We start from the raw sequence: 25609 nt of genomic DNA on the forward strand, positions 1-25609 counted from the left end.
CCTTCCTATCTCGCACTCAATTTGTTGAAGCCCATTTCATTTGTAGCTCCTGTAATAACCTGCAGCTCAGCAGTTATGCTTCCGTCAGCATGGAGACTGCCGTCAAAACCACCGGCAATTACATCAGCAACTTCAACGTGGCCAATTATTTTGTCCATAGGTGGAAGTTCAATTACCTCATTGGCATTTCCGCCTGTTACAACTGCATTTGCTCTTACGTCAGCATCTGCAAGAGATTGTGATGTGCCGTCTCTTCCTGCATACTCATCTGTAATAAGAACAGTCTTAATGCCTTTGTTTTCAATTTTCTTGCAGTTCATTATAAGGTCAGTGTCAGGATTTCCGAAACCTTCTTCTGATACTATAACACCATCTACTCCAAGATACTCAGCAAGCTTAGCACTCCAGTTTGATGATCTTTCTTTGTCTGCAAGGTATACATTTTCATTTGTGATTATAACACCAACAAAGTTCAATGTTTTTCCATGCTCAGCAAATAAGTCATGAACAACAGGATTGTTCAAGTGGTGATAAGTAGTGTTTTTATCGCATGCAGATACGCAGTTACCGCTTACTATAGCGCCGTCCATCATTTCTGTAGGATAAATCAATGTAGATATAGTCTGCTTAGCATCAACGCCATATACATATGTGTCATGCATCAAGCCCTGGCTTTGAAGCATGCATACATAAGCAACTCTTGGCAATTCAGGATACATTTTAATTCCTTCTACCAGTGTAGGAGTTTCAAATGTATCAACCTGATCAGGAGTCATGTTCTTAGCAAGTTCTCCAAGATACATAGCTACTTTGTATCCTGCAAATCTTAAAGCTTTTTCATGTTCGTGCTGTTTCAGTGATTCGATTGGTTCGCAAACCAATACTAAATTATTTGTTTGTGAAAATGGTGTGTACTCAGCGCCAGGACCAGTCATATCGATAATACCTTCCTGGAACCCAACGATCTTACCTGTTGTTATAACAGCAGCACCCTTTAAAACGTTTGTTTTGCCTGAACCAACAGTTTCAACTTTGCTTACCATACCTGGGAATATTCCTCCAGGTCCTTCAACCTTTACTCTCGGTTCAATAACGTCTTTAACAGGCATTATACGAACGCTTTCTCCTGGTTTTGCAAGCTCAACATCAGCTGACTTGAAATTCTGATCTTCTAGAATTATCGCTTTAACTTCTTCTTTGTTAACATACAATGTGCCGTTTTCTACTTTGGATTTTTCAGCAAACTGAATATCCTTAATAAAAATGTAGCCTAATTCTAACTTCAAACCGTTCACCTCCATAAATTTTTGCTCGTGTTTATATATTTAACGCGCTTTCAAGCACTGTTAAATCAATTAATTTAAAATCTTCTGTTATCTGATCTGTCATCATGCCAAATTTGTGTTTGCTGAAATTATCATAGGTCATTATGGAATTTTCTATTATGTACAGCGAATCTAAATTCAAGCTTCTTTTATCGTCGGAAATCATAACAGATTTAAATGGTGTTTCATTTGGTTTTACACTGCTGGACAGAGGATGTGTCAGAAGCTCATGACCCTCATGAATCTTGTCCCTGGTTTTAACCAATACATCCTTGAAACCGCCTTGAACAAATATGATGTTTGTTTTATCCTTGTACTTGTCATAAACCTTTTCATTGTTTGTAATAATCATTATTCCCACCTGTTATTTACTTATACTTTTTTTATAAGAAACTAATCGTATGTATTTTGTGCACTAAAAATAAAAATAAACGTTATTTCACAGATTAATTAAAATTTAAAATTAAAAAAGCAGAAAGCATGTAAAAAAATATTATGCCTTCTGCTCTGTTTTATAACCTGAGAGTTTCCCCTTACGAGTTGCCCCTTCGGTGCCTGCGCTTTTCAGAGTTTTGTCAGCTTACGGTCCTTCTGCCTGAGATCATCATCAATAATATGGCTAATATTAATTTACTTACTCCTTCGGCGCTGTTAATAACATAACAGTCTCTCCCGCAAACGTCATTCAATTATTCACTTAGATTTATTATATATAATTATATTTAATAAATCAAGTAATATTTATTATTTTTTTTCATCCTTGCCGGAAATTACTTCAACTATTGATTCTGCAATATTTGAAGAGTGATCTCCAATTCTTTCAAGGTTTCCGATTATATCCAAAAATATTATTCCCGCACTTGGCTCACAAATGTAGTTATTTAACCTCTCAATGTGATTTTTCCTTAGAGTTTTATATGCTTTATCGATTCTTGAGTCTATTTCCGAAACTTTGTCACAATCATCACAATTTATTGTTTTTAATGCCAGGAGCGCTGCCTTGAAAACTGCCATTGTATCTTCGAACATAGCTCTGATTTCTTCTACTGCCTGTTCAGAAAAATTAACCTTGTTTTCTATTTTATAAAGAACAAACTCCCCTACATTGTCTGCATGGTCACCTACACGTTCTATGTCGTTGATGCTGTTCATGAGTACAACCAATTTATCCTTTTCAGCATCTGTCATAGATTCCTTATCAAGCTTGACTAAATATTCAAGAGCTTCCTTGCTCACTTCATTTACTTTCTTTTCAAGATCAAAGACTTTGTATACAAGTTCCTCGTCGTTATTAAAGAAAGCCGTAACAGCTGTTTCAAACTGTTCGTAAGCTAAATTTCCAAGATGAAGCACTTCCTTTGCAGCTTGAACCAATGCAATTGAAGGGGTAACAAGAAGTCTCTCGTCAATATATTTTGTTGCATGTTCTGAATCTTCACCATCAGTCTTAACAAGAAGTTCTGAGGCTTTAACAAGAAGACCTGAAAACGGAAACATGATAACAACGTTAATAATATTAAAAAATATGTGTCCTGCTGCAATTTGCTGAGGAACATTTACAGGAACCAGTTTTAATACCAGCCACTCAACCGGCATTTTCATGAAAATCATAAACAAGAGCGTCCCTGTAACATTGAACAAAAGATGTATTACAGCTGCTCTTTTTGCAGTCTTACTTGCTCCTATGCTTGCAAGTAGAGCTGTTACGCATGTTCCAATGTTCTGTCCGAAAATTATGGGATATGCAGACTCAAATGAAATAACTCCCGTAGCTGCCACTGCAATCAATATACCTGTTGTTGCGCTGCTTGACTGAAGCAATGCTGTCATAACAAATCCCACAAGTATTCCTATAAAAGGATTGCTGAACTTTGTCATTAAACCTATAAAGGCTGGATTTGACTCAAGAGGCTCCATGGCATCCTTCATAATATCCATTCCTATAAACAATATACCAAAACCAATTATTACTTCCGCTATGTTTTTAACTTTTTTCTTTTTTGATGAAAGATATAATATTACACCTATGCCTGCCATAAATGTGGCAAGCTTTGTTATGTTCAATGAAACTAAAAATGCTGTAACTGTTGTTCCTATGTTGGCTCCCATTATTATTCCAACAGCTTGATGCAAATTCATCAGCCCTGCATTTACAAAACCAACAACCATTACGGTTGTGGCACTGCTGCTTTGTATAACTCCTGTAACAAGAGTTCCCACAAGAACTCCCATGAGCTTGTTTTTAGTAAGTGCAGCCAATATATCCTTCATTTTGCTGCCTGCTGCTTTTTGAAGGCCGTCACCCATGTAATTCATTCCAAACAAAAATAGTCCTAGTCCGCCTATTAAACTGATTGCTATATCCATATTTCCTCCTACACCAAGTTCTTAAAGCCCAACTGACGCAAAGCTTCGTACATTACTATATTTACAGAATTTGCAAGATTTAAACTTCTTGCATCGACATTGTCAATCATGGGTATTTTAATTCTGCTGTTTTTGTATTCCTGGTGAATACGATCAGGCAGTCCTGCTGTTTCTTTACCAAACATTATGAAACAATCATCTGTATAAGTAACATCAGTGTAAAATCTGCTTTCCTTGGTTGTTGCAATGAATACATCCCTACCTTTCACATTGGACAGGAATTCTTCAAAATTTTCATAATAAGTTATGTTAACCAAATTCCAATAGTCAAGGCCTGCTCTTTTCAAATACTTGTCCGCTAGGGAAAATCCAAGAGGCTTAATCAAATGCAAGTTTGAGCCTGTAGCTGCGCAGGTCCTGGCAATGTTGCCTGTATTCTGCGGAATTTCAGGTTCAAATAGTACTATGTTTAATGACATTTTTCTCTCCTAAATTGAATATAATGTTGAACGCTCAGTAATTATATCATTGTTTGACGATATAATAAAGGAATTATTTTTTTCCATATATTACAAATTGTTTAAACTATTTATGTGCACTTTCTTATAATAATCGCAAACATCTCGGACACTGCAGTCAGGACACTTTGGTTTTTTTGCAGTACATGTAGCTCGTCCATGAGTTATGAGCAGGTGATGCAGCAGATGCCACTTGTATTTTGGAAACTTTTTCATCATATCATCAGATACCTTGTCAGCAGTGGTGCTTTTAGAAAGTCCCAGACGCCTAGAAATTCTGAAAACATGGGTATCCACAGGAAAGGCCGGAATATGGAATGCTTCTACCAAAACAACAGATGCAGTCTTTCTTCCTACTCCCGGAAGCTTCATCAGATCTTCCATATTTTGTGGAACTACTCCATTATACTTACATTTAAGTTCCCTGCACATAAGATAAATGTTTTTTGCCTTATTTTTGTACAACCCTATTTTTCTTATCTTTTCTTCTATTTCGTCTTGAGATAATTTAAGAAAACTATCAAGATCCGGATATTGCATGTACAATTCTTCTGTTACTTTGTTTACGCTTTTGTCCGTTGCCTGAGCGCTGAGCATGGTTGAAACAAGTAGCTGAAATGGAGTTGTATAGTCAAGGCCGCACTTTGCATCAGGATAAGTATCCTTCAAAAGTTCGTAAATTTTTTCTGTTTTCGTCATCAATAAATCTCCTTAACAAAATTAATTATTTCAACTCTTTCATCATTGTCAATAAAATCAATAACTTTTGTTATGGCTGATTCACAGATATTTTTGCTGTTCGAAACTGCTGCAATGCCTATAACTGACTTATTCCATATGTCATTGAAATCAACTTCAGCCACGGAAACATTAAATCTTGACTTTATCCTTTCTATTATGCTTTTAAGCACATGCCTTTTTTCTTTTAATGAATATGATTCATAAATTAAAATTTCAATTTCACATGTTCCCACTGTCATGATAAACCTCCAGCAATTTTAAAATCTCACATTTAATTATATCATTTTCATAATCATATCTCTTATTCAAAATATCTGATGCTTTTTTACTGTCAAGCTCCATCAATGCCCAATAAGCATACGTTTTAATCATGTCTGAAGTATTATCAAGCTCATTCTCAACATCCTCAAACAATGAAACAAGCTTTAGATTGGCAATGGAAATCAGTGCATTTCTTTTCCACACATTTTTTCCTCTCCAGCTGCCTGACATACTGCTGTACTTTTGTTCAAATTCTGCATTTGAAATTTTAAGCAGTTCTTCAAGGTTAAGTTCCAGAATTTTGTAATCCTCATTTGTTTTTTTCTCCAGTATTTTTTTGTTTTTCGGACAAACCAACTGGCACACATCACATCCATAAATTTGATTTTTCATATTCTTTCTGTAATCTAAAGGAATGTATTTTTTAGTCTGTGTGAGTCCCGATATACACCTGGTGGCATCTATTGTTCCGCCTTTGAGTATTGCGCTGTTTGGGCAGCTTTTAATGCATATGGTGCAATCATTGCATATGTCAACAGATTGGCTGTTAACACACTTTATTTCAAGATCAGTAAGCAGATAACCTAAATTTATGAACGAACCAAAATTTTCATTTATTAATAAACTGTTTTTACCGTAATGGCCTATTCCAGCATTTTTGCATATTTCTCTGTCAACCAGAGGAGTAGTGTCAACACAGGCTGCATATTCAAAACTAAAAAAGTTTTTCATTTCAAAAGCAAGACTTTCAAGGAGTTTTTTTACATTTCTGTGATAGTCCTCTTTATATGACACAACGCTTAAAAGCCCCTTGTTTGGGGCTTGAGATTTTTTATATCCCTCTGCATAAGGCACAGCAATTGCTATGATGCTTTTGCATCCGGGCAAAATGTTCCTTGCATCAAGTCTTTTTTTAATATTCTGTTCTTCAAATTCACTGTTCAACCCATTGTTTTTTCTTGAAACTAATAGTTCCTGCAAATAGCTGTAATCTACAACATCAGTGAACCCAATGACATCTATTCCGATTTTTTTTGCAATATCAGCAATTATATTTTTCATATCATTTCCTCACCTTAATATACAATATAACATATTGCAAAATAATTCAAGGCAAAAAAATTACAGCTTAAATCATGAAACACTAAAAAAATAAAAGCTGCCAAATTTTCATTTGGCAGCCCATTATTAAGCTCTAACTTTAACTGCTTCAGCACCTTTTAACAAAGCGTCTTTGTTTAAAGGAACAAGATGAGTTTTGTTTTCTCCGAAAACTTTAAGGAATGCATGTAGAACTGAATCTATTTCAACTATTTTAGTAAGTTCTACATAAGCACCAAGCATAATCATATTAGCTACTTTTGGGTTTCCAAGTTCAGCTGCAAGTTCATTTGCTGAAACGTAGTAAACTTCAATATCTTTTCTCTTTGGTTCAACATCAATCAATGATTTGTTGATTATAAGTTTTCCACCTGGAACAAGTTCATTTTCAAACTTTGAAAGAGAAGGGAGATTCATTACTATGGCTGCAGTACCGTCCTTCGAAATAAGCGGAGAACCTACTGCCTCATCAGAAACTATTACTGCACAGTTTGCAGTACCGCCTCTCATTTCAGGACCATAAGATGGAAGCCACGAAACCTGTTTGTCTTCAAGCATTCCGGCATATGCCAGAAGCTTTCCTATAGCCATTATACCTTGACCGCCAAATCCGGCCATTATTACTTTTTCTTCCATTTATTTGTCCTCCTCAAAATCTCTGAAATTTCCTAAAGGATAATATGGTATCATATTTTCCTGAAGCCATCCCAATGCTTTTACAGGAGTATAACCCCAGTTTGTAGGACATGTGGACAACACTTCAACTATTGCAAATCCCTTGCCTTGAATCTGGCATTCAAAAGCTCTTTTTATTGCTTTTTTTGCTTTTCTTATGTTTGCAGGAGTGTCAACAGATACTCTTTCAACAAACTTTGCTCCGTCTATTGTAGCAAGCATTTCAGACATACGAATTGGCATTCCGCTGTGCTCTACTGTTCTTCCCAGTGGAGAAGTAGTAGTTTTTTGTCCTATCAATGTTGTAGGAGCCATCTGGCCGCCTGTCATTCCATATATTGCGTTGTTTACGAATATTGTAGTAAACTTTTCTCCTCTGTGAGCTGCATGAACTATTTCAGCAGTTCCTATGGAAGCCAAGTCTCCGTCTCCCTGATAAGTGAACACTACATTTTCAGGGTGAACTCTTTTTATACCTGTTGCAACAGCCGGAGCTCTTCCGTGAGCAGCTTCCTGCATGTCGCAGTTGAAATATTTATATGCAAGAACTGAACATCCAACAGGAGCAACTCCTATTGCATCTTCCAATACTCCAAGTTCCACTAAAGTTTCAGCTACAAGTTTATGAATTACTCCATGAGTACATCCTGGACAGTAATGAAAAGGAACATCTGTCAATCCTTTTGATTTTTCGTATACCATTGTCATTATTTAGTACCTCCTGCGATTTTTTCAATTTCAGCCAATATTCCTGCAGGTGTAGGAACCATTCCTCCGGTTCTTCCGTGGAAATATACAGGCATTCTTCCTTCAATTCCTATTTTAATGTCATCAATTAACTGTCCCTGACTCATTTCTACTCCAAGAATTCCCTTGCAGTTTGGATTGATGTCTTTATAAATTGCATATGGGTATGGCCATAATGTAATAGGTCTGATTATTCCAACTTTAATACCTTTTGTTGCAGCTAATTTGATAGCTGTTTTTACTATTCTTGAAGTTGTTCCGTATGCTACGCACACTACATCAGCATCTTCCAATCCGAATGCTTCGTAAAGAACTTCATTTTCTTCCATTAATTTATATTTCTTTTCAAGTCTTATGTTGTGATCTTCGCATAATTCTGCTTCCAGGAACAGCGAGTTTACAATATTTTTCTCTCTTTTTCCCTTAGTTCCTGTTGTAGCCCAGTCTTTTGCAGGCAAATTTTCATTAAAGTTTTCTTTGAACTCAACTGCTTCCATCATTTGTCCAATCATACCATCTGCACAAACAAGCACTGGGTTTCTGTATTCATCAGCTTTGTCAAAAGCAAGCATAACATAATCAACAGTTTCCTGAATACTTGCTGGTGCATAACAAAGAGTTCTGTAGTCTCCGTTTCCGCCGCCTCTTGTTGACTGATAATAATCAGCCTGTCCAGGCTGAATACTTCCCAGTCCTGGGCCGCCTCTCATCATGTTAACAATAACACATGGAATTTCAGCACCTGCAGCATATGTAATGCCTTCTTGTTTCAAAGATATTCCAGGGCTTGAAGAACCAGTCATAACTCTTGCTCCTGCTCCGCCTGCTCCATATACCATGTTTATTGCTGCAACTTCGCTTTCAGCCTGAAGGAATACTCCTCCTACTTCCGGCAATGCTTTTGACATATATTCTGGAATTTCACTTGAAGGAGTTATTGGATATCCAAAAAAATATCTGCAGCCTGCTTTTATAGCTGCTGCTCCAACAGCTTCATTACCTTTCATCAATACTTTAGACATAATCTACCTCCGATATTATAATCTTTCTACTGTTATTACTGAATCTGGACACATAATTGCGCAATTTCCGCATGCAATACATTCTTCAATGTTTATTACATGAGCAGGGCTGTATCCTTTGCTGTTTATTTTTTCTTTGTTTAATTTTATAATTTGTTTTGGACAAACAGTTACACACAATTCGCATCCTTTGCATGCATCATCATTAAATGTTACCTTTCCTTTTGCCATACTGAACCTCCATTCTAACTCATCCAATCTTCCCGCATATATAGATTTATGGGGAAAATTTTTTCTAATATTTCTTTATTTGTAATTTTTAAAGCTGTCTCTTTTAAAGCAGCTTCATATCGTATTGGTATATCTGTTTCCCAGGATACTTTTTTTGTGAGCTCATGACCAAACTCTACATCTTCAACAGTTGTATCCTTAAGCAGATGTGTGTTGTTAATAAGTCCTGTAACCTTCAAGCCTGATGTTTGTTCTATCAGTCTCAAAAGTTTCACTGTATCTTCGGCTGTCCTTGTTTCTGGACGATTGCCGTTAATAACATAAAACATGTCATATTCAACGTTTTTGATTTGCTCTGCATATCTTGCAAGAACTCTTGCTCCCACAGGATCTCCTCCTACATCTATGACTGATTTCTCATTTTGATTCATGATAACACCTGTCATTTCAGCAGGCAGGGCAGGGATGTCAACAGCAGTATTTCTTATGCTGCTGTCATATACCTTGATGCCGATTTTTTCGAAAAATTCTCTTTTTTCCCTAGACCTGAAATAAGGATTAACAATATCCAAGTCAGCAATGCTGACATTATCATAATGCTCCTTAAGTTTTACGGCGTAGTTTACTGAAAATTCAGTTTTTCCGCTGCCGTAATGTCCAATTACAATAACCAACCTCTTGTCATGCATATTTGCCCCTCCTTTCAAGCCTGTGCTCATTATTTGTATTCCTTTGCTGACTCAGTGTTGTTTAACACTCTGAGACCACCCTGAGCTAAGGCTAAAAGTTCATCTTCTCCAGGATAAGCTATTACATCTGCAATAAACTTAACCTTATTTTCAATCATTTGAACAAAGTTTTTATCATAAGCAATGCCTCCTGTAATAAGGATTGCATCAACTTCACCGTCAAGAACTACTGCGTATTCACCAACAGCCTTTGCTACCTGGTATGCCATAGCGCTGTAGATCAATTTTGCTTTTTCATCGCCAGATTGTGCTCTTTCGCTTACTTCTTTTGCATTGTTTGTTCCAAGGTAAGCAGTTATGCCGCCCTTACCAACAATCATTTTCTTAATTTCAGCTTCAGTGTACTTGCCTGAAAAGCATAGTCTTACAAGTTCATCAGCTGGAAGAGATCCTGATCTTTCAGGTGAAAATGGTCCTTCACCGTTCAGTGCGTTATTAACGTCAATTACTCTTCCTTTTTTGTGTGCTCCCACGGAAATTCCTCCGCCTAAGTGAACAACAACAAAATTCATTTCATTGTAATCTTTTCCAAATTTTTCTTTAGCAGCTCTTCTTGCAACTGCTTTTTGATTTAATGCGTGCCAAATACTTATTCTTTCAAACAGCGGATGGCCGCTTATTCTTGCCACATCATCCAATTCGTCAACCACAACCGGATCAACTATGAATGATGGTATGTTTACTTCATCAGCTATGCTGCGTGCAATTAGTCCGCCAAGATTTGAAGCATGCTCACCTTTTACGTTTGTTTTCAAATCTTCAATTAGTCTGTCATTTACAGCGTATGTTCCGCCTTCTATAGGCATCAGCAGTCCTCCGCGGCCCACAACTGCATTTAATGATTCTACCTTGATGTCATTTTCTTTCAACGCTTCAAGTATAAGCTGTTTTCTAAATTCAAACTGATCAGCCACATTGTGGTATGGGCTAAGTTCTTCATTTGAGTGTCTTAAAGTTTTTTCAAACACCAGGCTTTCATCTTCGAAAACAGCAATTTTTGTTGATGTTGAACCTGGATTGATTATTAATTGTTTCATGTTATCTCCTTATATTATGAGCACAAAACTGCCAAAGCTATTGAATTTAACTTGGCAACGTCTGAATCGGCTCTGGATGTAAGTACTATTGGTGCTTTTGCACCCAAAATAATTCCTGCATTTTCTGAGTCAGAAAAATATGTCAAAGCCTTGTACAGCACATTTCCTGCTTCAATGTTAGGCATAAGCAATATATCAGCATCTCCGGCAACTGCACCATGGACTCCCTTTAGCTCTGCTGCTTCTTTAGAAATAGCATTGTCAAGTCCAAAAGGACCTTCAACTATGCAGCCTGTTATTTTGCCGTCTTTTTGCATTTGTACAAGTTCCTGAGCATCAACTGTTGCCTGCATCTTTGAACTTACTTTTTCCTTGGCACAAACAACTGCTACTTTTGGGTTTTCAATTCCCAAAGAACGGGTAACTCTCAATGAGTTTTCAAGTATTTGTCTTTTTTCTTCTGCATCCGGTGCAATATTCATGGCTGCATCAGTAATTAACAACAGTTTGTGATATTTTTCAATTGCGAACACAGCAGCATGGCTAAGTGTATTTCCTGTTCTAAGTCCAATTTCTTTGTCAAGAACGGCTTTTAAAATTATAGATGTGTCAATAAGACCTTTCATTACAACATCAGCTTTACCGCTGCTGACAAGTTCCACGGCTTTTCTGGCAGCCAGGTTGCCGTCTTTTTCGTCAATAATTTCAATGTCCTCTAAGACAAAATCAACTTCTTTTGATATTTCTTCAATTTTTTCTTTGTCTCCAACTAATATAGGAACGCATATACCCGCATTAACAGCTGCTTTTATTGCCTTTAACACATCTTCATCCTGGGCAAATGCAACAGCTATTTTTTTAAGGCCTTTGTTCTTAGCTGAAACTAATATATCTTCAAACTTTTTCACTGTCTCACCTCGACTAAATATATAAGCAATTATTGTGCCAACTTTTTTCGACAAAATAAAATAAAAAGTTAAACATTGAAAATTCAACATCTAACTTTTTTAAAATTATTTTATATATTTTTATAAATTTCTAACATTTTTTTGATTTGCAAATTTTTGCGTGCAAATTTTTGCACAGTAGTAGTATTTGCAATTTTTTGCACAACTATTCTATTCCGTACTTTTCCATTTTGTAGTAAAGGCTTCTAATGGAAATTCCGAGAAGTCTTGCAGTTTCAGTTTTGTTATTTTCAAGTTTGAAATATGCATTTCTGATATATTCTGCTTCGGCCTTTTCCAGAACATTGTTTAAACTTGTCAATTCCTCATCTTTGTACACAACACAGTTCATTGTCTGAGTTTTTTTATTTGAATATAAATGAGGCAGATGAACGGCCTGTATCATCTTTTCATTGATGTTCATGTTTATTATGGATCTTCCTATGACATTTTCAAGCTCTCTTACGTTGCCTGGCCAGTCATGGCTCATCAGAATATTTAGCGCTTCTTCAGATATGTCCACAATGTTTCTTCCATATTCGTCATTAAACTTTACTATGAAGCTTTTCACAAGAAGGGGGATGTCTTCTTTTCTTTCTCTTAAAGGCGGAATAAAAATCGGCAATATGCTAAGTCTGTAGAACAGGTCTTCCCTGAATTTCCCTTCCTCCACAGATTTTATTAAGTCTGCATTTGTTGCAGCAATTACTCGCACATCCACGGAAATTGTCTTGTTGCTTCCAACCCTCATTATTTCCTTTTCCTGCAGAACCCTCAGCAGCTTAGCCTGTGTGTTCATGCTTATTTCAGATATTTCATCAAGAAATATTGTACCCTTGTCTGCTTCTTCAAAAAGACCTTTTCTTCCTCCCTTTAGGGCTCCCGTAAAAGATCCTTCCTCATAACCGAACAACTCACTTTCTAAAAGCGAATCAGAAAGAGCAGCGCAGTTAACCCTGATAAAATTATTGTATTTTCTGCTGCTTTGTGCATGAATGGAATTAGCAAATAGCTCTTTTCCTGTTCCGCTTTCTCCTCTTAATAAAACCGTGGCAGGAACCTTGGCAGCTTTTTCAATCATGTTTTTTACTTCTTTAATGGAAGCAGATTGTCCTATTATGTCTTCAGGCTTGTACTTGTATGTCAAGGCTCTTAATTTTTTTTCTGCTTCTTCAAGCTTGTCTGTAAGATCTTTAATTCCTGACATGTCGTGAAGAACAGCAACACTGCCCTTCATAACTCCGTTTACGATTATGGGGGCTGCCTGGGCAACAACTGTCTTTCCGCTTGGTCTGATTTTCAGCTTTGTGTTCTCAACAGGTTTTTTAGTAGAAAGAACCTTCATGTGAAGGCTTTCTCCTTCCTCAATGTCATAAAGGGCATTTTTTCCAAGAACATCATCATACTCAAGTCCCGTAATTTTGGTATATGCAGGATTTACAAGTATATGCACGCCTTTTTCATTTACAACACTGATTGCATCCTGTGTTGCCAGAAAAACAGCCTGTAACATTCCCTGATAATCCAAGCTGTTTATTTCAACATCTGGTTTTCCCATATTATCCTCTTTATTTACTCTTCATCTGCAGCATCTGTTGCTGCAACAGGTGCGGTAACAGTTACATCAACTGTATTCTGGCTGAGAGATATACTGTTTAATTTTATATCGGTAACGCATTCTACATTGACTGTTATGTTTCCGGCAACAGCTTCAGTCATGTCTGAAGACAATATTAAATCACTTTTTTTCAACGAATTTACAATAGATGAAGTACCAACAACCTTAACAATGATATCCTGATCTGTGTTTGCAGGCGTTGCATTACTTCCTTCCTTCAGATTTACAAACTGTATGTCTGATGTCTTGTAAACAAATTCTTTTTCCACTACTTCCTCAATTACTGCATTCACAACAGGTGTTGTGGTAAGGTCCATGAGTATGAGCCCATCGGTGTTCAATATGTCCTTCGATGAAAGTATATTGTTATATGCTCCCGAAATATCCAGCTCTGCCAAAGAGAGCTCCTTGATTGTATCAAGAATGTCCTGTCTTGCAGCTATCCTTACTTTCCCGGGATTAACTGTCACATCCACAAGCTGGTAACCTGCTTCAGGATTTCCTGTAACCACCGGAACCAAGTTCACATATTTTGTAGGATACACAGGAACTGTAACTTCCACATTGCCAACCGGCGAAGACATGAATATTTCCGTGTCGGTTCCGTCATAAATTCTTACTGGTACGGTCTTTACAAGGTCATTTTTAACACCTTCAATGTTGACTGTAGCAATAGCATGGTTTGCTGAATTCACTACGCTTCTTGGTCCTGTTATCTTCACTGACGATGGATTTGAAAGAGCCAGTGACTTGTAATAACCATCAGCCTGGTTTCCTTCATACTGAACTGTTACATCCATTACTCTTGAAATAATTCTTTCTATGTTGCATGCTATCTGAGAAGGGTAGGTGTTTACAATTTCAACACCGCTTGGGCCTGAAATTTCCACTTTGGCATTTGTTATTCCTTCTCCATAGCCGTATACATCTATATATGCCGTAAAGTCGCCCTTTTTTATGTTATTTAGCTGTTCGCCATAACCTTCAACCTTAACGCTTACAGTCAGGTTGTCCTTGTCTGTGTTCATCATAACAAGGTTTGAATTTTCAAGTGCAGATAGATTTTTAATTGTAACAGGAATATTTGTGTAGGTAGTGTTAAGCAGAGGGCTAGTTTCAACCATTATAATAATCCATAGGATTACAGAAACTACTAGACAAGTAACTTGGATGACTAATTTATCGTTTTTTATCTTCATTTCGGTTTCTCCATTTATCAATTAAATTTCCCTTGTCGCTTTCAGTATAAATACCGGCTAACAAATCCTGCAGCTCTTCAATTTGAATGTTTCTATAAAGCCTTCCCTCCACAGCATATGAAATATATCCTGTTTCCTCTGAAACAATAAGTGCAATGGCATCGGATTTTTCCGTCATTCCTATGGCTGCCCTGTGTCTTGTACCTATGTCCTTGCTCAATAAATTGTTTTCTGTAAGAGGAAGGAAACATCCTGCTGCTCTAATGGAATAATCCTTGATAACCACAGCTCCGTCATGAAGAGGAGTGTTCGGTATGAATATGTTTATTAATAGTCCGCTTGATATGTTTGCATTAAGTTTTGTTCCGCTGTCAGTAATGTCTGTGAGACCTATTTTCTGCTCAAATATCATCAATGCTCCGATTTTCTGTCTTGCAAGTGAAGATGTTGCAGAAACAATTTCTTTTATAACCTGTTCAGAAGTTTGAGCATTTTTTTCATAGCTTGAAAGAGTAAATGATGTTCTTCCCAGATACTCCAGTGCTTTTCTTATTTCCGGCTGGAAAACCACAACCAGTGCAATCACGCCAACCTGAAATGTGTGGTCCAGAATGTATTTAACCATATGAAGCTGAAATATCTGCGATATTGGAATCAATGCAACCAAAAGCACAATTCCTTTCACCAGCTGTTTAGCCCTCATGTCACGAATGAGTAAGTATCCGTGATACAGAACATAGTAAACAAGACCTATGTCCACTATGCTGTTTAGTTTGATATTTGAAATAATTAATTTTATCTGTTCCATTCCACCACTTCCCCAATTTAATTCTGACCTATTTGTTACTCTGCTTTCATTTGCGCCATTGTATCACTATAGGACCTGTTCATTCTTGTCTTTGAATTTGCATCTACTTCACTGCTTTCAATATATTCCATTATTGGATATACCACATGTTCTGTTCCGCCATCAGCAGTCTTTCCCTTATAAACCCAAAGAGGGATGTATTCTATCTTTTTAATAGAAACTTCTCCTGTTTTACCTTTTTTTTCTATTTCAATATCAATAACAACGCCGTCTTCCGTGTATTTTGAAATTTCTTCACTCATTCCGTAGGGAACAAGAGTTTCAACTCTTTGATTTGATAAAAAATTACCCATGGAATATGCCACAAATTTTGTCTTTCCGTCATACTCCAATGTCTTGGCAGGTTGTATAACGTGAGGATGACTTCCAAGTATTATGTCAACACCTTCTTTTAACAGCATGTCTGCAACTGCTTCCTGAGTCGCTGTCTGAACCCTCGCATATTCATTTCCCCAATGTAGAACCGCAACTATTACATCGGCTTTTTGCTGTTTTGCATATGCAATGTCTTCTTTCATTTTTGTTTCATCAATAATGTTGATCAATGTATCCAAATCTTGTGGTGACATTACAGAATCAAGGCCGTTTAACATTTCCGTATAAGAAAGGAATGCAATTTTTATACCTTGAACATCTTTTATGAGCACTCTTGTTGCTGGTTTCTCCACATAAGTCCCTATGCTGTCCATGCCTCTTGATTGTATTTGCTGCACTGTTCTTATGAGGCCTGCTTTTCTTGTGTCGAGGCTGTGGTTGTTAGCAGTTGACAAAACATCAAATCCTGCATCCTTTATTGCATCCAGAACTTCGTCAGGAGCATTGAACAATGGATAGCCCTGGTAACTGTACGTTTCATTTCCTGCAGTTGTTCCTTCAAAGTTTGCTATTGCTAAATCTGCATCGCTTAAAATGTCTTTTACTGCTTTGAAGCTGTTGTGAAAATCGTATGTCTTTGTTGCTGCATCATATGCTCCGTCAATTTGGGACGGATGAAACATTATGTCACCTGTTGCTTTTATATTTATTGTAATGTCAGGAATAACGTCCGGCTTTGGTTCTTCTTTTATAGGTTCTTCTTTTATAGGTTCTTCTTGAGGCGGTTGTTCTGTCGAAGGCTTTTCTTCGTTGTTTTTATTTTCACTTCCCAATCCTCTCACTGCAAATGAAGCTGCTGTTATTCCTATTATAACTATCAAACCCAGCAAAGAAGCTCTGAGCCTTTTTTTTCTAAGTCTTTTTTTTCTGTTCATTTATACCCCTTGATTTATATAAATTATTAATTATCTTTTAATATGCTTTTGATTTACGTTATTTGTTCATATTATAATATTAACTTAATGCAAAGAAATTTGCAACAAACTAATTATTAAAAAACGCTTAAATATTTCCAATGTTTTCTTAATTTTTTCGCGGTTTTATTAAGGCCTTAGGTCCATAGCCTATTAGATCGTACCTGTTTTCCTTCATAAGAGCCTTCAGCACAATGTCGTAATTTTCCTTTTTGTTGTATTGCAATAGGGCACGCTGCATCCGTCTTTCTTCTTTATCTTTAGGAACATGCACTTTTTCTTTAGTCAAAGGATTTATACCAGTGTAGTACATACATGTTGACATTGTTCCTGGCGTTGGATAAAAATCCTGCACCTGTTCCGGAATATGACCCATATCTCTTATATATTCGGCAAGTTCTATGGCATCTTTAAGAGTTGAGCCAGGATGTGAAGAAATAAAGTACGGAACTATATACTGTTCCTTGTTTATTTTCTTGCTGGTGTCGTTGAATTTTTTAACGAATTTGTTGTACGTGGAAATTGAAGGTTTGCCCATGAGCTTCAAAACCGAATCTGAAACATGTTCAGGAGCTGTTCTTAATTGCCCGCTCACATGGTACTTGCAAAGTTCATCCATGAATTCATCACTATTATCATATATTGCATAGTCATATCTTATGCCAGATCTTACGAAAACTTTTTTTATTCCTTCTACTTTTCGGATTTTTCGAAGAAGATTGACATAATCGCTGTGGTCAACCTGAAGATTCTTGCATTTAACAGGTGTCATACACTCCCTGTCCTTGCATGCTCCGAACTTTTCCTGCTTTTTACAGGCCTTAATTCTAAAGTTGGCTGTAGGTCCTCCCACATCATGAATGTAACCCTTGAATTCTTTGTCATTCTTCATTGTTTCCACTTCTTTGAGTATTGAATCATGACTTCTTGCCTGTACGATTCTTCCCTGATGAAAATTAAGAGCGCAGAAATTACATCCTCCGAAACACCCTCTTACGCTTGTTATACTGAATTTGATTTCTTTTAGAGCAGGTATTCCGCCGTCTTTTTTGTAACTGGGATGGCAATCCATCATGTATTCCAGGTCATATACATCATCAAGCTCATCCATGGTCAGAGTTTCCATTGGAGGATTTTGAACCACATATACCGTACCATATTGTTCCACAAGAGTTTTGCCGGATATGGCATCAGTATTTTCATATTGAATTTTAAAACTTTCAGCATATTTTTCCTTTGAAGATGACACCTCATCAAATGTGGGCAAAAAAAGCGGTTCAAATGGTCGTTCTCTGTCCTTTGTCTTGTATACGGTTCCATTTATGAATGTAATTTCTCCTGCAGGAATTCCCGAATCAAGGGCTTCAGCTATTTGAATAAGAGATTTTTCTCCCATTCCATAAACAAGGATATCTGCTCCGGAATCAAGCAAGACGCTTCTTTTTATGCTGTCGCTCCAATAATCGTAATGATTAAGCCTTCTTAAAGACGCTTCAATTCCACCTATTATAATAGGAATATGCTTGTATGCTTCTCTTATTTTGTTTGAGTAAACCGTAACAGCCCTATCAGGCCTCAAGTTTGGTTTTCCTCCGGGAGAATAAGCATCCGTGTTTCTTTTTTTTCTGAATGTTGTGTAATGATTGACCATTGAATCTATATTCCCGGAATTCACCAGAAATCCAAGCCTCGGTTCTCCAAGAACTTTGAAAGACTCAATGTTCTTCCAGTCCGGTTGCGCTATTATTCCCACTTTATAGCCGTATCTCTCAAGAAGCCTCGACAATATTGCCGCACCAAAAGATGAATGGTCAACATAAGCATCTCCTGTAACAAAGATGAAATCGCACTGATTCCACCCTCTTTTCTTCATATCATCTATATTAATTGGTAAAAAATCCATGTATCCTCCGATAATTTTTTTATAATTTAATTATACCATTAAAACATTAATTAAAACAATATAAATATGGAGGCTACTTATTTCAGGAACAAAAAAATAAACGGAAGATTATCTTCCGTTTTATGTATTACATTATTACTTCAACAGCATCTCCGTTTACAAGTCCTGCTGCGTTTCCTTCTTCTACATCAAGGTGCATGTCTAAAGCATATTCGTCATGAACTCTTATAAGCACGTTGTCAAAAGTTAAACCTCTTGGTCCGCCGACTTTAACCTGTACTATGTCTTTGTCTTTAAGACCGTACTTTGCTGCATCAGATGTGTGCATGTGAATGTGTCTAGAAGCTGCTATAACACCTTTTTCAAGTTCAACTTCTCCGCATGGTCCAACAAGCTTAACTCCCGGTGTACCTTCAGTCTTTCCTGAATCTCTTACAGGAACTTCTTTCAATCCAAGTGTAAATCCATCTGACAATGAAATTTCAACCTGTGTTTCTTTTCTTGCCGGTCCTAATATTCTCACACCTTTAATTGTTCTTTTAGGACCTACCAGGTCAACTTTTTCATCACATGCAAATTGTCCAGGCTGGCTTAAATCTTTGATAGGTGTCAGTTCATGTCCTTCACCGAATAGTATATTTATATGTTCTTTGCTTAAATGAACATGTTTGTTTGATAAACCCACTGTTACTTGAAAACTCATGTTTTTCCTCCGTTAATTTAATTTTTCTAGAAAAATTATAATATACTGAAGAAATAATATCAACTCTAAATTTCATAATTTTTAATTATATTGATTATTTAACTTTTTTTACCTCTATCTCCGGAACAATTCTATAAAATATGCTCAGCAAAGACAAAATTATAAAGTAATAAAAAATGTATCTTGAAACTATGCTGTTTGGAATGAGTTTTGACGAAAAATAAAAAAACACTGCTGCAGCCACATAAAGAATTGTTTTTTTACTGTCGAAAACATTATTTTTTACTTCTTCTTTTTCTGCAATTTTCTTTTCGTTGCATATTTGCTCTATAAAACATTCATCTTCAGGAAGCATATTTTGTTTTTCAACTCTATCATAAAGTTCATCAATATCAAGAATTTTTATGTCAAGCTTTTGGTTGAATTTTTCGAGAAGTTCGAAAGCCCCCTGGCTAATGGAGCCCGTTACTGCCAGATAACCTGTTCGTATGCCGTTTTGTCCCATAAATTCAATCATGCTGCGCACATCAGTTTTTTCAACTTCATTTTCTTCAAGGAGTTTAAATATTTTAATGCAATGAATAATTCCTTCTTTTTCAGCCAAATACATATGATGTCCTTTTTTTATGTAATTTCTCCATCCTTCTTTTTCAAGCAAATATCCTATGAAAAGTTCAAAATCGGCTGTATTGATTTCTGAAAGCTTTCTTTTGAAGTGGTCTTTCTTTATTCTTGTAAAAAGCTTGTTTTTTCCTTCCTTTTTCATGCGTTCCACGTTCATTTTATTTATGAGCGTAAATATAAGAAAAACCTCAGCACAAAAAAGAACAGATAAAAAAATGTCGCTTGTCATGAAAAACATAACTGTAAGTACAAAAATGCTTAATAATATTTTATATAAAACCAAATCTGTCCTGTAGCTGAAGTATTTTCTGCTTCCCAGTGCTTCTTTTACAAAAATTCTTTTCATGTTTTTGTCGTTAATCATAAAATCACCTCTTTGTAATTATTTCCAATATACCTTGTTTTATACAGCAATAAAAAAACTGTCCTAAGACAGTTAGACTATTGAAACCTAATTTTCATCGTAGGGGCGGATCTTGTGTCCGCCCGTGGTTCTAATACAATAATTTAGTTATCTTCGGGAAAATTTCTCCCTTGTACAGTTTTTTAAATTCCGTTTACAGCCTGCTCAAGCTTATCAAGATACTTGATTGGGAAATATGCAAGCAGTTCCTTGAACTGTTCAACTGTAAGCCCTTGAGCAGAAGTATATAATTTAATTTTTTCATCCAGACTGGCATTTATGAATTCTTCTTTGATTTCTTCAAATTTCTTTTCCATTTTCTCCTCTTTCTTTAATATATTCCCGGCGATGCAATGCACATAATTTCTGTTGTTTCTTCTGATGGATTGAACAATTTGTGCGGGATGTTCGAGCATATGTAAATGCTGTCGCCTTCTTCGATTATTTCATTGTAATCCGCAAAATTAACTATCAATTTTCCTTTTATTATTATTACACATTTATCAGAATCTATTATTAAAAAATTTTCACTATCCCATTTTCCCGGTTCAATAGAGCTTTTGAATATTGAAAATTTCATATTGTTTTTTTGCTCATTTCCTATGGGAAGCAAAAATTCAAGCTCCTGATTCTTTTCCGGATAAATTAGTCTTTGTCTGTCTTCTTTCCTTGTAACAGTTACGCTTACTGTTTCGTCCAGAAAATAATAGGGCGAGATTCCAAATACTCTGCAAATCTTAGTAAGAGCAGTCAAAGAAGGCTCAATGAGGTTTCTTTCCACCTGAGATATGTAGCTTGAAGTAAATCCTGACTTCTCAGCAAGTTCATCTATTGTCATTTCATTGTGCTTTCTTAATTTTCTAACCTTATTGCCGTCCATTTTTTACTCCGATTTGAATTTGTAAAATGATATTACTCTAATAAGGCCAATTAGTCAATATATTTCAACATAAATGAGAACTTTTATTATTATAATTATTATTCATTTTAAATAAACACACCTGTTAAGCTGTAGCTTAACAGGTGTTTGTTACTCTTTGTTTTTCTTTTCTCGTGAATCATAAAAATTTTGAAAATTGTCATCCTTAAGGCCAAATACAGCTCTTGCACTTTCAGCCTGTGGATCATGTTTTATATGTCTTGAATGGAATTTTCCGTCTTCTTTTTTGTTATTGCTCGTACTTTTCATTTTATTATCTGTCATAAATTTCTCCTATAAGGTTTTTATTATTATGTCAGATTTTTATTTCAATATGCGTTTTTCAATATTTAAATTTCATCATCAAGATGGTCATTTAAATCTCTTGATTCCAGCAGTTCCCTTGCAACTTCAAGAACATGTGCAGGAACGTACAAATCAATTCCGTAAAAATTTACTCCTGTGTAGATTTCCATGAGTGCTCCTGCACCCTTTTCTTTTTTAAGCACAGGTATTCCGTATGATTTAAGTTTCGAAATTATTATTTCTGCTTCAACATTGTCCAAATTTGTCAGCAAAAGCGCTTCATCATCGCCGTTTATATATTCGTCAGCCATACATTCCTCCTGAAATATTTGTTAATTCATTATACAACATTATTACTTTGTTTTCCATATAAAAGTTGCTCCGCAACTCCGCTAGGGGGAATTATGTCCCCCGACCGCGCAAAAAACTTTAGTATATAAAAAAAGACTGAACAATCAGTCTTTTAATTAACATACTGGAGACTTTCAAGGATCTCTTTCGAGATCCTTTCATCTCAAAATATAAGAGGGAATAAATACTTAATTGACACTTGCTTCTTTTTGAAACTTTACTGTCTTCGTAACCGGCTTCCATATTGCCTGTGCCAGGTAAAAATCAATCATGCTGTGGACAACCGTTCCAACTCCCACAAGAAGTATTACGCTTGTTACAAATCCTTTTGCATAGTATCCGGAACTCATGCTGTTTCCGAAATAAAACGGAACAACAACCGCCACTTCAGAAAGCCCATGTATCAAGCCAATTCCCAGAGAAAAAAGCTGTGACGATTTAAATGACTTTAGCATACCGGGATATTTCTTAAGAAGAAGCGACCCTGCTGCTGCAAATATAATGTGGGAAGCCGCTCGAAACACAATTACTATGGGAAAACCTGCAAGCAAGAACCCAACTGCTGTTCCAACAGAAACAAATACTGCTGTTGAAGGCGAAATAAACATTGCTATAAAAATCGCCACATGGCTTGCAAGAGTAAACGATGCAGGTTCCATAGTTATTTTTATTGGGGATATAATTGGTATTATTATTCCTATTGCGCAAAGAAGCGCTGATACAACCATTGAATAGATATTTGAAGTTTTTTTCATTTTATATCCTTTCCAAAACATATGTTATGTGTCTTGTTAGGTGTCTTGACACATGTTTACACAATTATAAATAATGTTTATTGTTTTGTCAATACTTACTCCAAAATAATGCTCTGTTTTCTCAGCGCTTCCTTAATTCTTTTTAATGCTTCTTCGTCCCTGCACCTTATGGTGTGAAGGTGAATGCCGCCTGTTAAATTGCTTAAAGGCAACGCCTGGTTGCTTTTTATCTTTTCCATGAACAAATCAACATCGTAGCGAGAAGAAATACGAAGTTCACCCACTATTTGTCCGTACACGGGATGTTCAACAGTAACATCTACCACTGTTCCTCCGTTATCAACCACTGCATACAGTTCTTCTGCCATATTTTTGTCATCATGACTGCAAGCTATGGTGTATGAGTTGTCACTTTTTTCTGCTTCTGAATTTATGACATAGCCTCTTGGAGTAGCAGATATTTTTATTCCTGCAGCACGCATGAGAGCAATGTCTCCAACTATGACTTGACGGCTTACGGAAAAAGTCTTTGCAAGAGCAGTTGCGCTCACCGGCTCAGTGTTGTTTCTCAATGTATTTTCTATTTTTTTTCTTCTTTCTTCTGAAGGCATATTTCCTCCTTTAAAAAAGGGTATAAAAATGGTCGGAGTGAAAGGATTTGAACCTTCGGCCTCTTGGTCCCGAACCAAGCGCGATACCAAGCTTCGCTACACCCCGACAACATTTATATTATAATAACATAATAGCTGTTTGTCAATCCTTTCCTACATTTAATTCCCTTGCATAATAGAACAAATACTGCTGTGCATAGCCTGAAAAATCTCCGAATTTTTCTTCTGCAAATCGTCTTATTTCCTTGTCGCTTGTATCCTTGTCCACATATAAAGTCTGCATAACTCTTCTCACCCATACATCAACCGGAAACGTGTCAAACTGCTTCATTGAAAACAAAAGTATGCAGTTAGCAACCTTGTCCCCTATTCCGCTATATGTCTTCAAATAATCAAGGCCTTCCTGGTAACTTTTATTCTTTAAATCGTATATTGTGTCTCTTTCATTAAGAAACCTTTCTGCGGCATCCTTGATTCTTGGAGCCCTAAATCCTGCCTTGCATTCTATGATTTTATCAACAGGTGCTTCTGCAAGCTGTTCTGGAGTTGGAAAAGAATAATAATCTCTTCCCCTGTAGCTGGTTATGAAATTTCCAAATTTGCAGCTTAAGTTTTCTATAACTTTTTTAATCATTGGAATTCTGTTGTTGGCAGAAATCATGAACGATATCATGGTTTCCCATTCATCTTGATTTAATATTCTTATTCCACAGCCGAAATCTATTGCTTTTTTCATTATGTCATCTGTACTAACCTTTTCTTTAATTTTTTCGTAGTCAGTATCAAGGTCAAAATAATCTTTGACAATATGGTAATCATCTAAAGTTAAATTATCAAAAATAACTTTTGTTCCTAGTTGTGACACATTTATTACTTTTCCTGAGACAACTCCCGTATAGGAACCGTCCTCTTCTTTGTTCCACCTGAAGCACTGTCCGCAATCAAAAATATGTGTTGTATTGAAGTCCTTTATATCTTCAATGATAAGCATGTTGTCTTTTTCTATAATTTTCATTTTTCACCTCTATAAATGCTCAATAAAGCTTCCTTGTCCGAAAATTCTAGCCTTATCCATATATTCTTCACTTTCATCAATTCTTTGTTCTTCTTCATAGATTTTGCTTAAAAAGTAATGGCTCAGAGCAATTCTGTAATCATTGGCTGCACTTTTAGTTATATTGACAAAATATTCATCTCTGCTCTTTCCTTTTCCATTGAAGAAATCTGCAGCAGCATATATAAATTCAACAGATGTCTTATTGACATTTTTCTTTAGATAAATGTCAATTGCTTCCTTTGCTTCATTCAAAACATCATTGGCTCTATCTGTTCTGCCTGAGAAAAACAAGCTTAATATAAGGTTGTGATAATATAATGCTTGCCAGTTTGAAGGAATTTTTTCAACTTTTTGTTCAAGAATATTTATTGCCTCATCAAACATCCCGGAGTAAAACAATCCTGTTGACTTTTGTATGAGATTTATGTTTCTTTCTCTTTCTGATTGTATTTTCAAAAGCAATTCATCAGTTTCATCAACATATCTTTCAGGATTTTTGTCAATATAAAGAAGCTTGTTAAAAAATTCTGCCTGTTTGTACAATACATGCCTTTTATATGCAAAATACAAAATTATAACAATTATGATCAGTGGAAAATACATTTTTTTCTCCTTATTAACTATTTTTTCTTGAAAGCTCTTCTAAGAAGCTACCCTTGCCTAATTCAGCTGTTAAATTAAACTGTGCAACCGATTCACCCTTGTTGTTCTCTGATTTGAATATGAGGCCCAGAAAATAATGTCCCATGGCTTTTCTGTAGTCATTTGCTCCATTTTTACAAAGCTCCGAAAAATAGTCTTTGTTCTTCTTACCGTTGAAATAATCAGAAACAGCATATACAATTTCAATCATTTCAGTGTAATAATTATTATTTTTAAACTCTTCAAACATTGATTTAGCTTTTTTCATATTTTCATGGGCTTTCTGATTTTCACCCTTAAAATATAAACTTAAAATCAAATTCTGATAGTAAATGGGTTCCCAGTTTTTAGGCACATTTTTCAAATCATTTGTAAGAATATTTATAACTTCATCAAATTTACCCATATAGAACAAACCCGTTGTTTTCTGCAGTACATTGATAATTATGTTTTTAGGGCTTTGTTTTCTTTCCAATATTTTGTCAAGGGCCTTAACATAGCTTCCCGGGTCTTTTTTTATAAACAGCAGATTGTTTAATTTATTTATCTGATCAATTTGCTTTTTTGATTTTAAAAATATTGCCGATAAAAACAATATCATAAAAAAAACTACATATTCCATGGTATCTCCTTAAATTTT

Annotated in this window: 30 protein-coding genes, 1 tRNA gene and 1 riboswitch; all 31 genes read right to left on the bottom strand. The window is 35.9% G+C overall.

The window, feature by feature from the left end:
- Nucleotides 1–5: 5 nt before the first annotated feature.
- Nucleotides 6–1286: a glycine/sarcosine/betaine reductase component B subunit gene (locus LY60_RS04510; RefSeq protein WP_019227786.1), complete on the bottom strand. Its 1281-nt coding sequence runs from the start codon at nt 1284–1286 to the stop codon at nt 6–8.
- 31 nt (nt 1287–1317) lie between these two features.
- Nucleotides 1318–1677: a GrdX family protein gene (locus LY60_RS04515; RefSeq protein ID WP_145080576.1), complete on the bottom strand. Its 360-nt coding sequence runs from the start codon at nt 1675–1677 to the stop codon at nt 1318–1320.
- A 221-nt stretch (nt 1678–1898) separates the two neighbouring features.
- Nucleotides 1899–2010: riboswitch (glycine riboswitch) on the bottom strand.
- 59 nt (nt 2011–2069) lie between these two features.
- Nucleotides 2070–3692 carry a Na/Pi cotransporter family protein gene (locus tag LY60_RS04520; protein WP_145080579.1) on the bottom strand — a complete coding sequence of 541 codons (1623 nt, stop codon included), beginning with the start codon at nt 3690–3692 and terminating at the stop codon, nt 2070–2072.
- An 8-nt stretch (nt 3693–3700) separates the two neighbouring features.
- Nucleotides 3701–4171, bottom strand: a complete 471-nt coding sequence (gene trmL / locus LY60_RS04525) for a tRNA (uridine(34)/cytosine(34)/5-carboxymethylaminomethyluridine(34)-2'-O)-methyltransferase TrmL (RefSeq protein ID WP_145080582.1) — start codon at nt 4169–4171, stop codon at nt 3701–3703.
- Between the two features lie 90 nt (nt 4172–4261).
- A complete protein-coding gene (nth, locus tag LY60_RS04530) occupies nt 4262–4912 on the bottom strand; it encodes an endonuclease III (protein WP_145080585.1) in 651 nt (216 codons plus the stop codon).
- Nucleotides 4909–5190: a DUF503 domain-containing protein gene (locus LY60_RS04535; protein ID WP_145080588.1), complete on the bottom strand. Its 282-nt coding sequence runs from the start codon at nt 5188–5190 to the stop codon at nt 4909–4911. Before LY60_RS04535 ends, nth begins: the two co-directional genes overlap by 4 nt.
- Nucleotides 5171–6274 (bottom strand): tRNA epoxyqueuosine(34) reductase QueG, encoded by a 1104-nt coding sequence (gene queG / locus LY60_RS04540; protein WP_145080591.1) that lies wholly within the window; start codon nt 6272–6274, stop codon nt 5171–5173. Before queG ends, LY60_RS04535 begins: the two co-directional genes overlap by 20 nt.
- Nucleotides 6275–6400: 126 nt before the next feature.
- Nucleotides 6401–6949 (bottom strand): 2-oxoacid:ferredoxin oxidoreductase subunit gamma family protein, encoded by a 549-nt coding sequence (locus LY60_RS04545; RefSeq protein WP_019227793.1) that lies wholly within the window; start codon nt 6947–6949, stop codon nt 6401–6403.
- A complete protein-coding gene (locus tag LY60_RS04550) occupies nt 6950–7696 on the bottom strand; it encodes a thiamine pyrophosphate-dependent enzyme (RefSeq protein WP_019227794.1) in 747 nt (248 codons plus the stop codon).
- Complete coding sequence (locus tag LY60_RS04555) at nt 7696–8757, bottom strand: 3-methyl-2-oxobutanoate dehydrogenase subunit VorB (protein WP_145080594.1); 1062 nt, start codon at nt 8755–8757, stop codon at nt 7696–7698. The genes LY60_RS04550 and LY60_RS04555 overlap by 1 nt, the downstream gene beginning before the upstream one ends.
- A 15-nt stretch (nt 8758–8772) precedes the next feature.
- The gene (locus tag LY60_RS04560) at nt 8773–8988 is read right to left on the bottom strand and encodes a 4Fe-4S dicluster domain-containing protein (RefSeq protein ID WP_019227796.1); all 216 of its coding nucleotides are present in this window, start codon (nt 8986–8988) and stop codon (nt 8773–8775) included.
- Between the two features lie 14 nt (nt 8989–9002).
- Nucleotides 9003–9677 carry a hypothetical protein gene (locus tag LY60_RS04565; protein WP_040581934.1) on the bottom strand — a complete coding sequence of 225 codons (675 nt, stop codon included), beginning with the start codon at nt 9675–9677 and terminating at the stop codon, nt 9003–9005.
- 29 nt (nt 9678–9706) lie between these two features.
- Nucleotides 9707–10774 (bottom strand): butyrate kinase, encoded by a 1068-nt coding sequence (gene buk, locus LY60_RS04570; protein ID WP_145080597.1) that lies wholly within the window; start codon nt 10772–10774, stop codon nt 9707–9709.
- A gap of 14 nt (nt 10775–10788) precedes the next feature.
- On the bottom strand, nt 10789–11682 hold the full coding sequence (gene ptb, locus LY60_RS04575; RefSeq protein WP_246145366.1) for a phosphate butyryltransferase: 894 nt from the start codon (nt 11680–11682) through the stop codon (nt 10789–10791).
- 205 nt (nt 11683–11887) lie between these two features.
- Nucleotides 11888–13279, bottom strand: a complete 1392-nt coding sequence (locus LY60_RS04580; RefSeq protein ID WP_145080602.1) for a sigma-54 interaction domain-containing protein — start codon at nt 13277–13279, stop codon at nt 11888–11890.
- A 14-nt stretch (nt 13280–13293) separates the two neighbouring features.
- A complete protein-coding gene (locus LY60_RS04585; RefSeq protein WP_145080605.1) occupies nt 13294–14538 on the bottom strand; it encodes a CdaR family protein in 1245 nt (414 codons plus the stop codon).
- The gene (gene cdaA / locus LY60_RS04590; protein ID WP_145080608.1) at nt 14519–15346 is read right to left on the bottom strand and encodes a diadenylate cyclase CdaA; all 828 of its coding nucleotides are present in this window, start codon (nt 15344–15346) and stop codon (nt 14519–14521) included. Before cdaA ends, LY60_RS04585 begins: the two co-directional genes overlap by 20 nt.
- A 35-nt stretch (nt 15347–15381) precedes the next feature.
- Complete coding sequence (locus LY60_RS04595; RefSeq protein WP_145080610.1) at nt 15382–16656, bottom strand: CapA family protein; 1275 nt, start codon at nt 16654–16656, stop codon at nt 15382–15384.
- Nucleotides 16657–16804: 148 nt separating this feature from the next.
- A complete protein-coding gene (locus LY60_RS04600; protein ID WP_145080613.1) occupies nt 16805–18598 on the bottom strand; it encodes a YgiQ family radical SAM protein in 1794 nt (597 codons plus the stop codon).
- Between the two features lie 127 nt (nt 18599–18725).
- On the bottom strand, nt 18726–19301 hold the full coding sequence (gene pduL / locus LY60_RS04605) for a phosphate propanoyltransferase (protein WP_145080616.1): 576 nt from the start codon (nt 19299–19301) through the stop codon (nt 18726–18728).
- Nucleotides 19302–19395: 94 nt separating this feature from the next.
- A complete protein-coding gene (locus LY60_RS04610; protein WP_145080619.1) occupies nt 19396–20289 on the bottom strand; it encodes a restriction endonuclease in 894 nt (297 codons plus the stop codon).
- Between the two features lie 182 nt (nt 20290–20471).
- On the bottom strand, nt 20472–20645 hold the full coding sequence (locus LY60_RS17980) for a hypothetical protein (protein ID WP_019227808.1): 174 nt from the start codon (nt 20643–20645) through the stop codon (nt 20472–20474).
- 14 nt (nt 20646–20659) lie between these two features.
- Entirely contained in the window at nt 20660–21208 is a 549-nt protein-coding gene (locus LY60_RS04615) for an XRE family transcriptional regulator (RefSeq protein ID WP_145080622.1), read from the bottom strand.
- A gap of 150 nt (nt 21209–21358) precedes the next feature.
- The gene (locus LY60_RS17985) at nt 21359–21532 is read right to left on the bottom strand and encodes a CPC_1213 family protein (protein WP_170226103.1); all 174 of its coding nucleotides are present in this window, start codon (nt 21530–21532) and stop codon (nt 21359–21361) included.
- Between the two features lie 65 nt (nt 21533–21597).
- Complete coding sequence (locus LY60_RS04620) at nt 21598–21864, bottom strand: putative signal transducing protein (RefSeq protein ID WP_019227811.1); 267 nt, start codon at nt 21862–21864, stop codon at nt 21598–21600.
- Nucleotides 21865–22092: 228 nt separating this feature from the next.
- Nucleotides 22093–22659 (bottom strand): hypothetical protein, encoded by a 567-nt coding sequence (locus LY60_RS04625; RefSeq protein ID WP_145080625.1) that lies wholly within the window; start codon nt 22657–22659, stop codon nt 22093–22095.
- Nucleotides 22660–22754: 95 nt separating this feature from the next.
- Complete coding sequence (locus tag LY60_RS04630; protein WP_145080628.1) at nt 22755–23270, bottom strand: transcription repressor NadR; 516 nt, start codon at nt 23268–23270, stop codon at nt 22755–22757.
- Nucleotides 23271–23299: 29 nt separating this feature from the next.
- Nucleotides 23300–23376, bottom strand: a tRNA-Pro gene (locus LY60_RS04635).
- A 36-nt stretch (nt 23377–23412) separates the two neighbouring features.
- A complete protein-coding gene (locus LY60_RS04640) occupies nt 23413–24285 on the bottom strand; it encodes a DNA-3-methyladenine glycosylase family protein (protein WP_145080631.1) in 873 nt (290 codons plus the stop codon).
- A 9-nt stretch (nt 24286–24294) separates the two neighbouring features.
- Complete coding sequence (locus LY60_RS04645; protein ID WP_145080634.1) at nt 24295–24930, bottom strand: tetratricopeptide repeat protein; 636 nt, start codon at nt 24928–24930, stop codon at nt 24295–24297.
- Between the two features lie 13 nt (nt 24931–24943).
- Nucleotides 24944–25591: a hypothetical protein gene (locus tag LY60_RS04650; protein WP_145080637.1), complete on the bottom strand. Its 648-nt coding sequence runs from the start codon at nt 25589–25591 to the stop codon at nt 24944–24946.
- Nucleotides 25592–25609: the final 18 nt, after the last annotated feature.

It is taken from the genome of Sedimentibacter saalensis, from assembly GCF_007830175.1.
In the GTDB taxonomy this organism is placed as follows: Bacteria; Bacillota; Clostridia; order Tissierellales; family Sedimentibacteraceae; genus Sedimentibacter; species Sedimentibacter saalensis.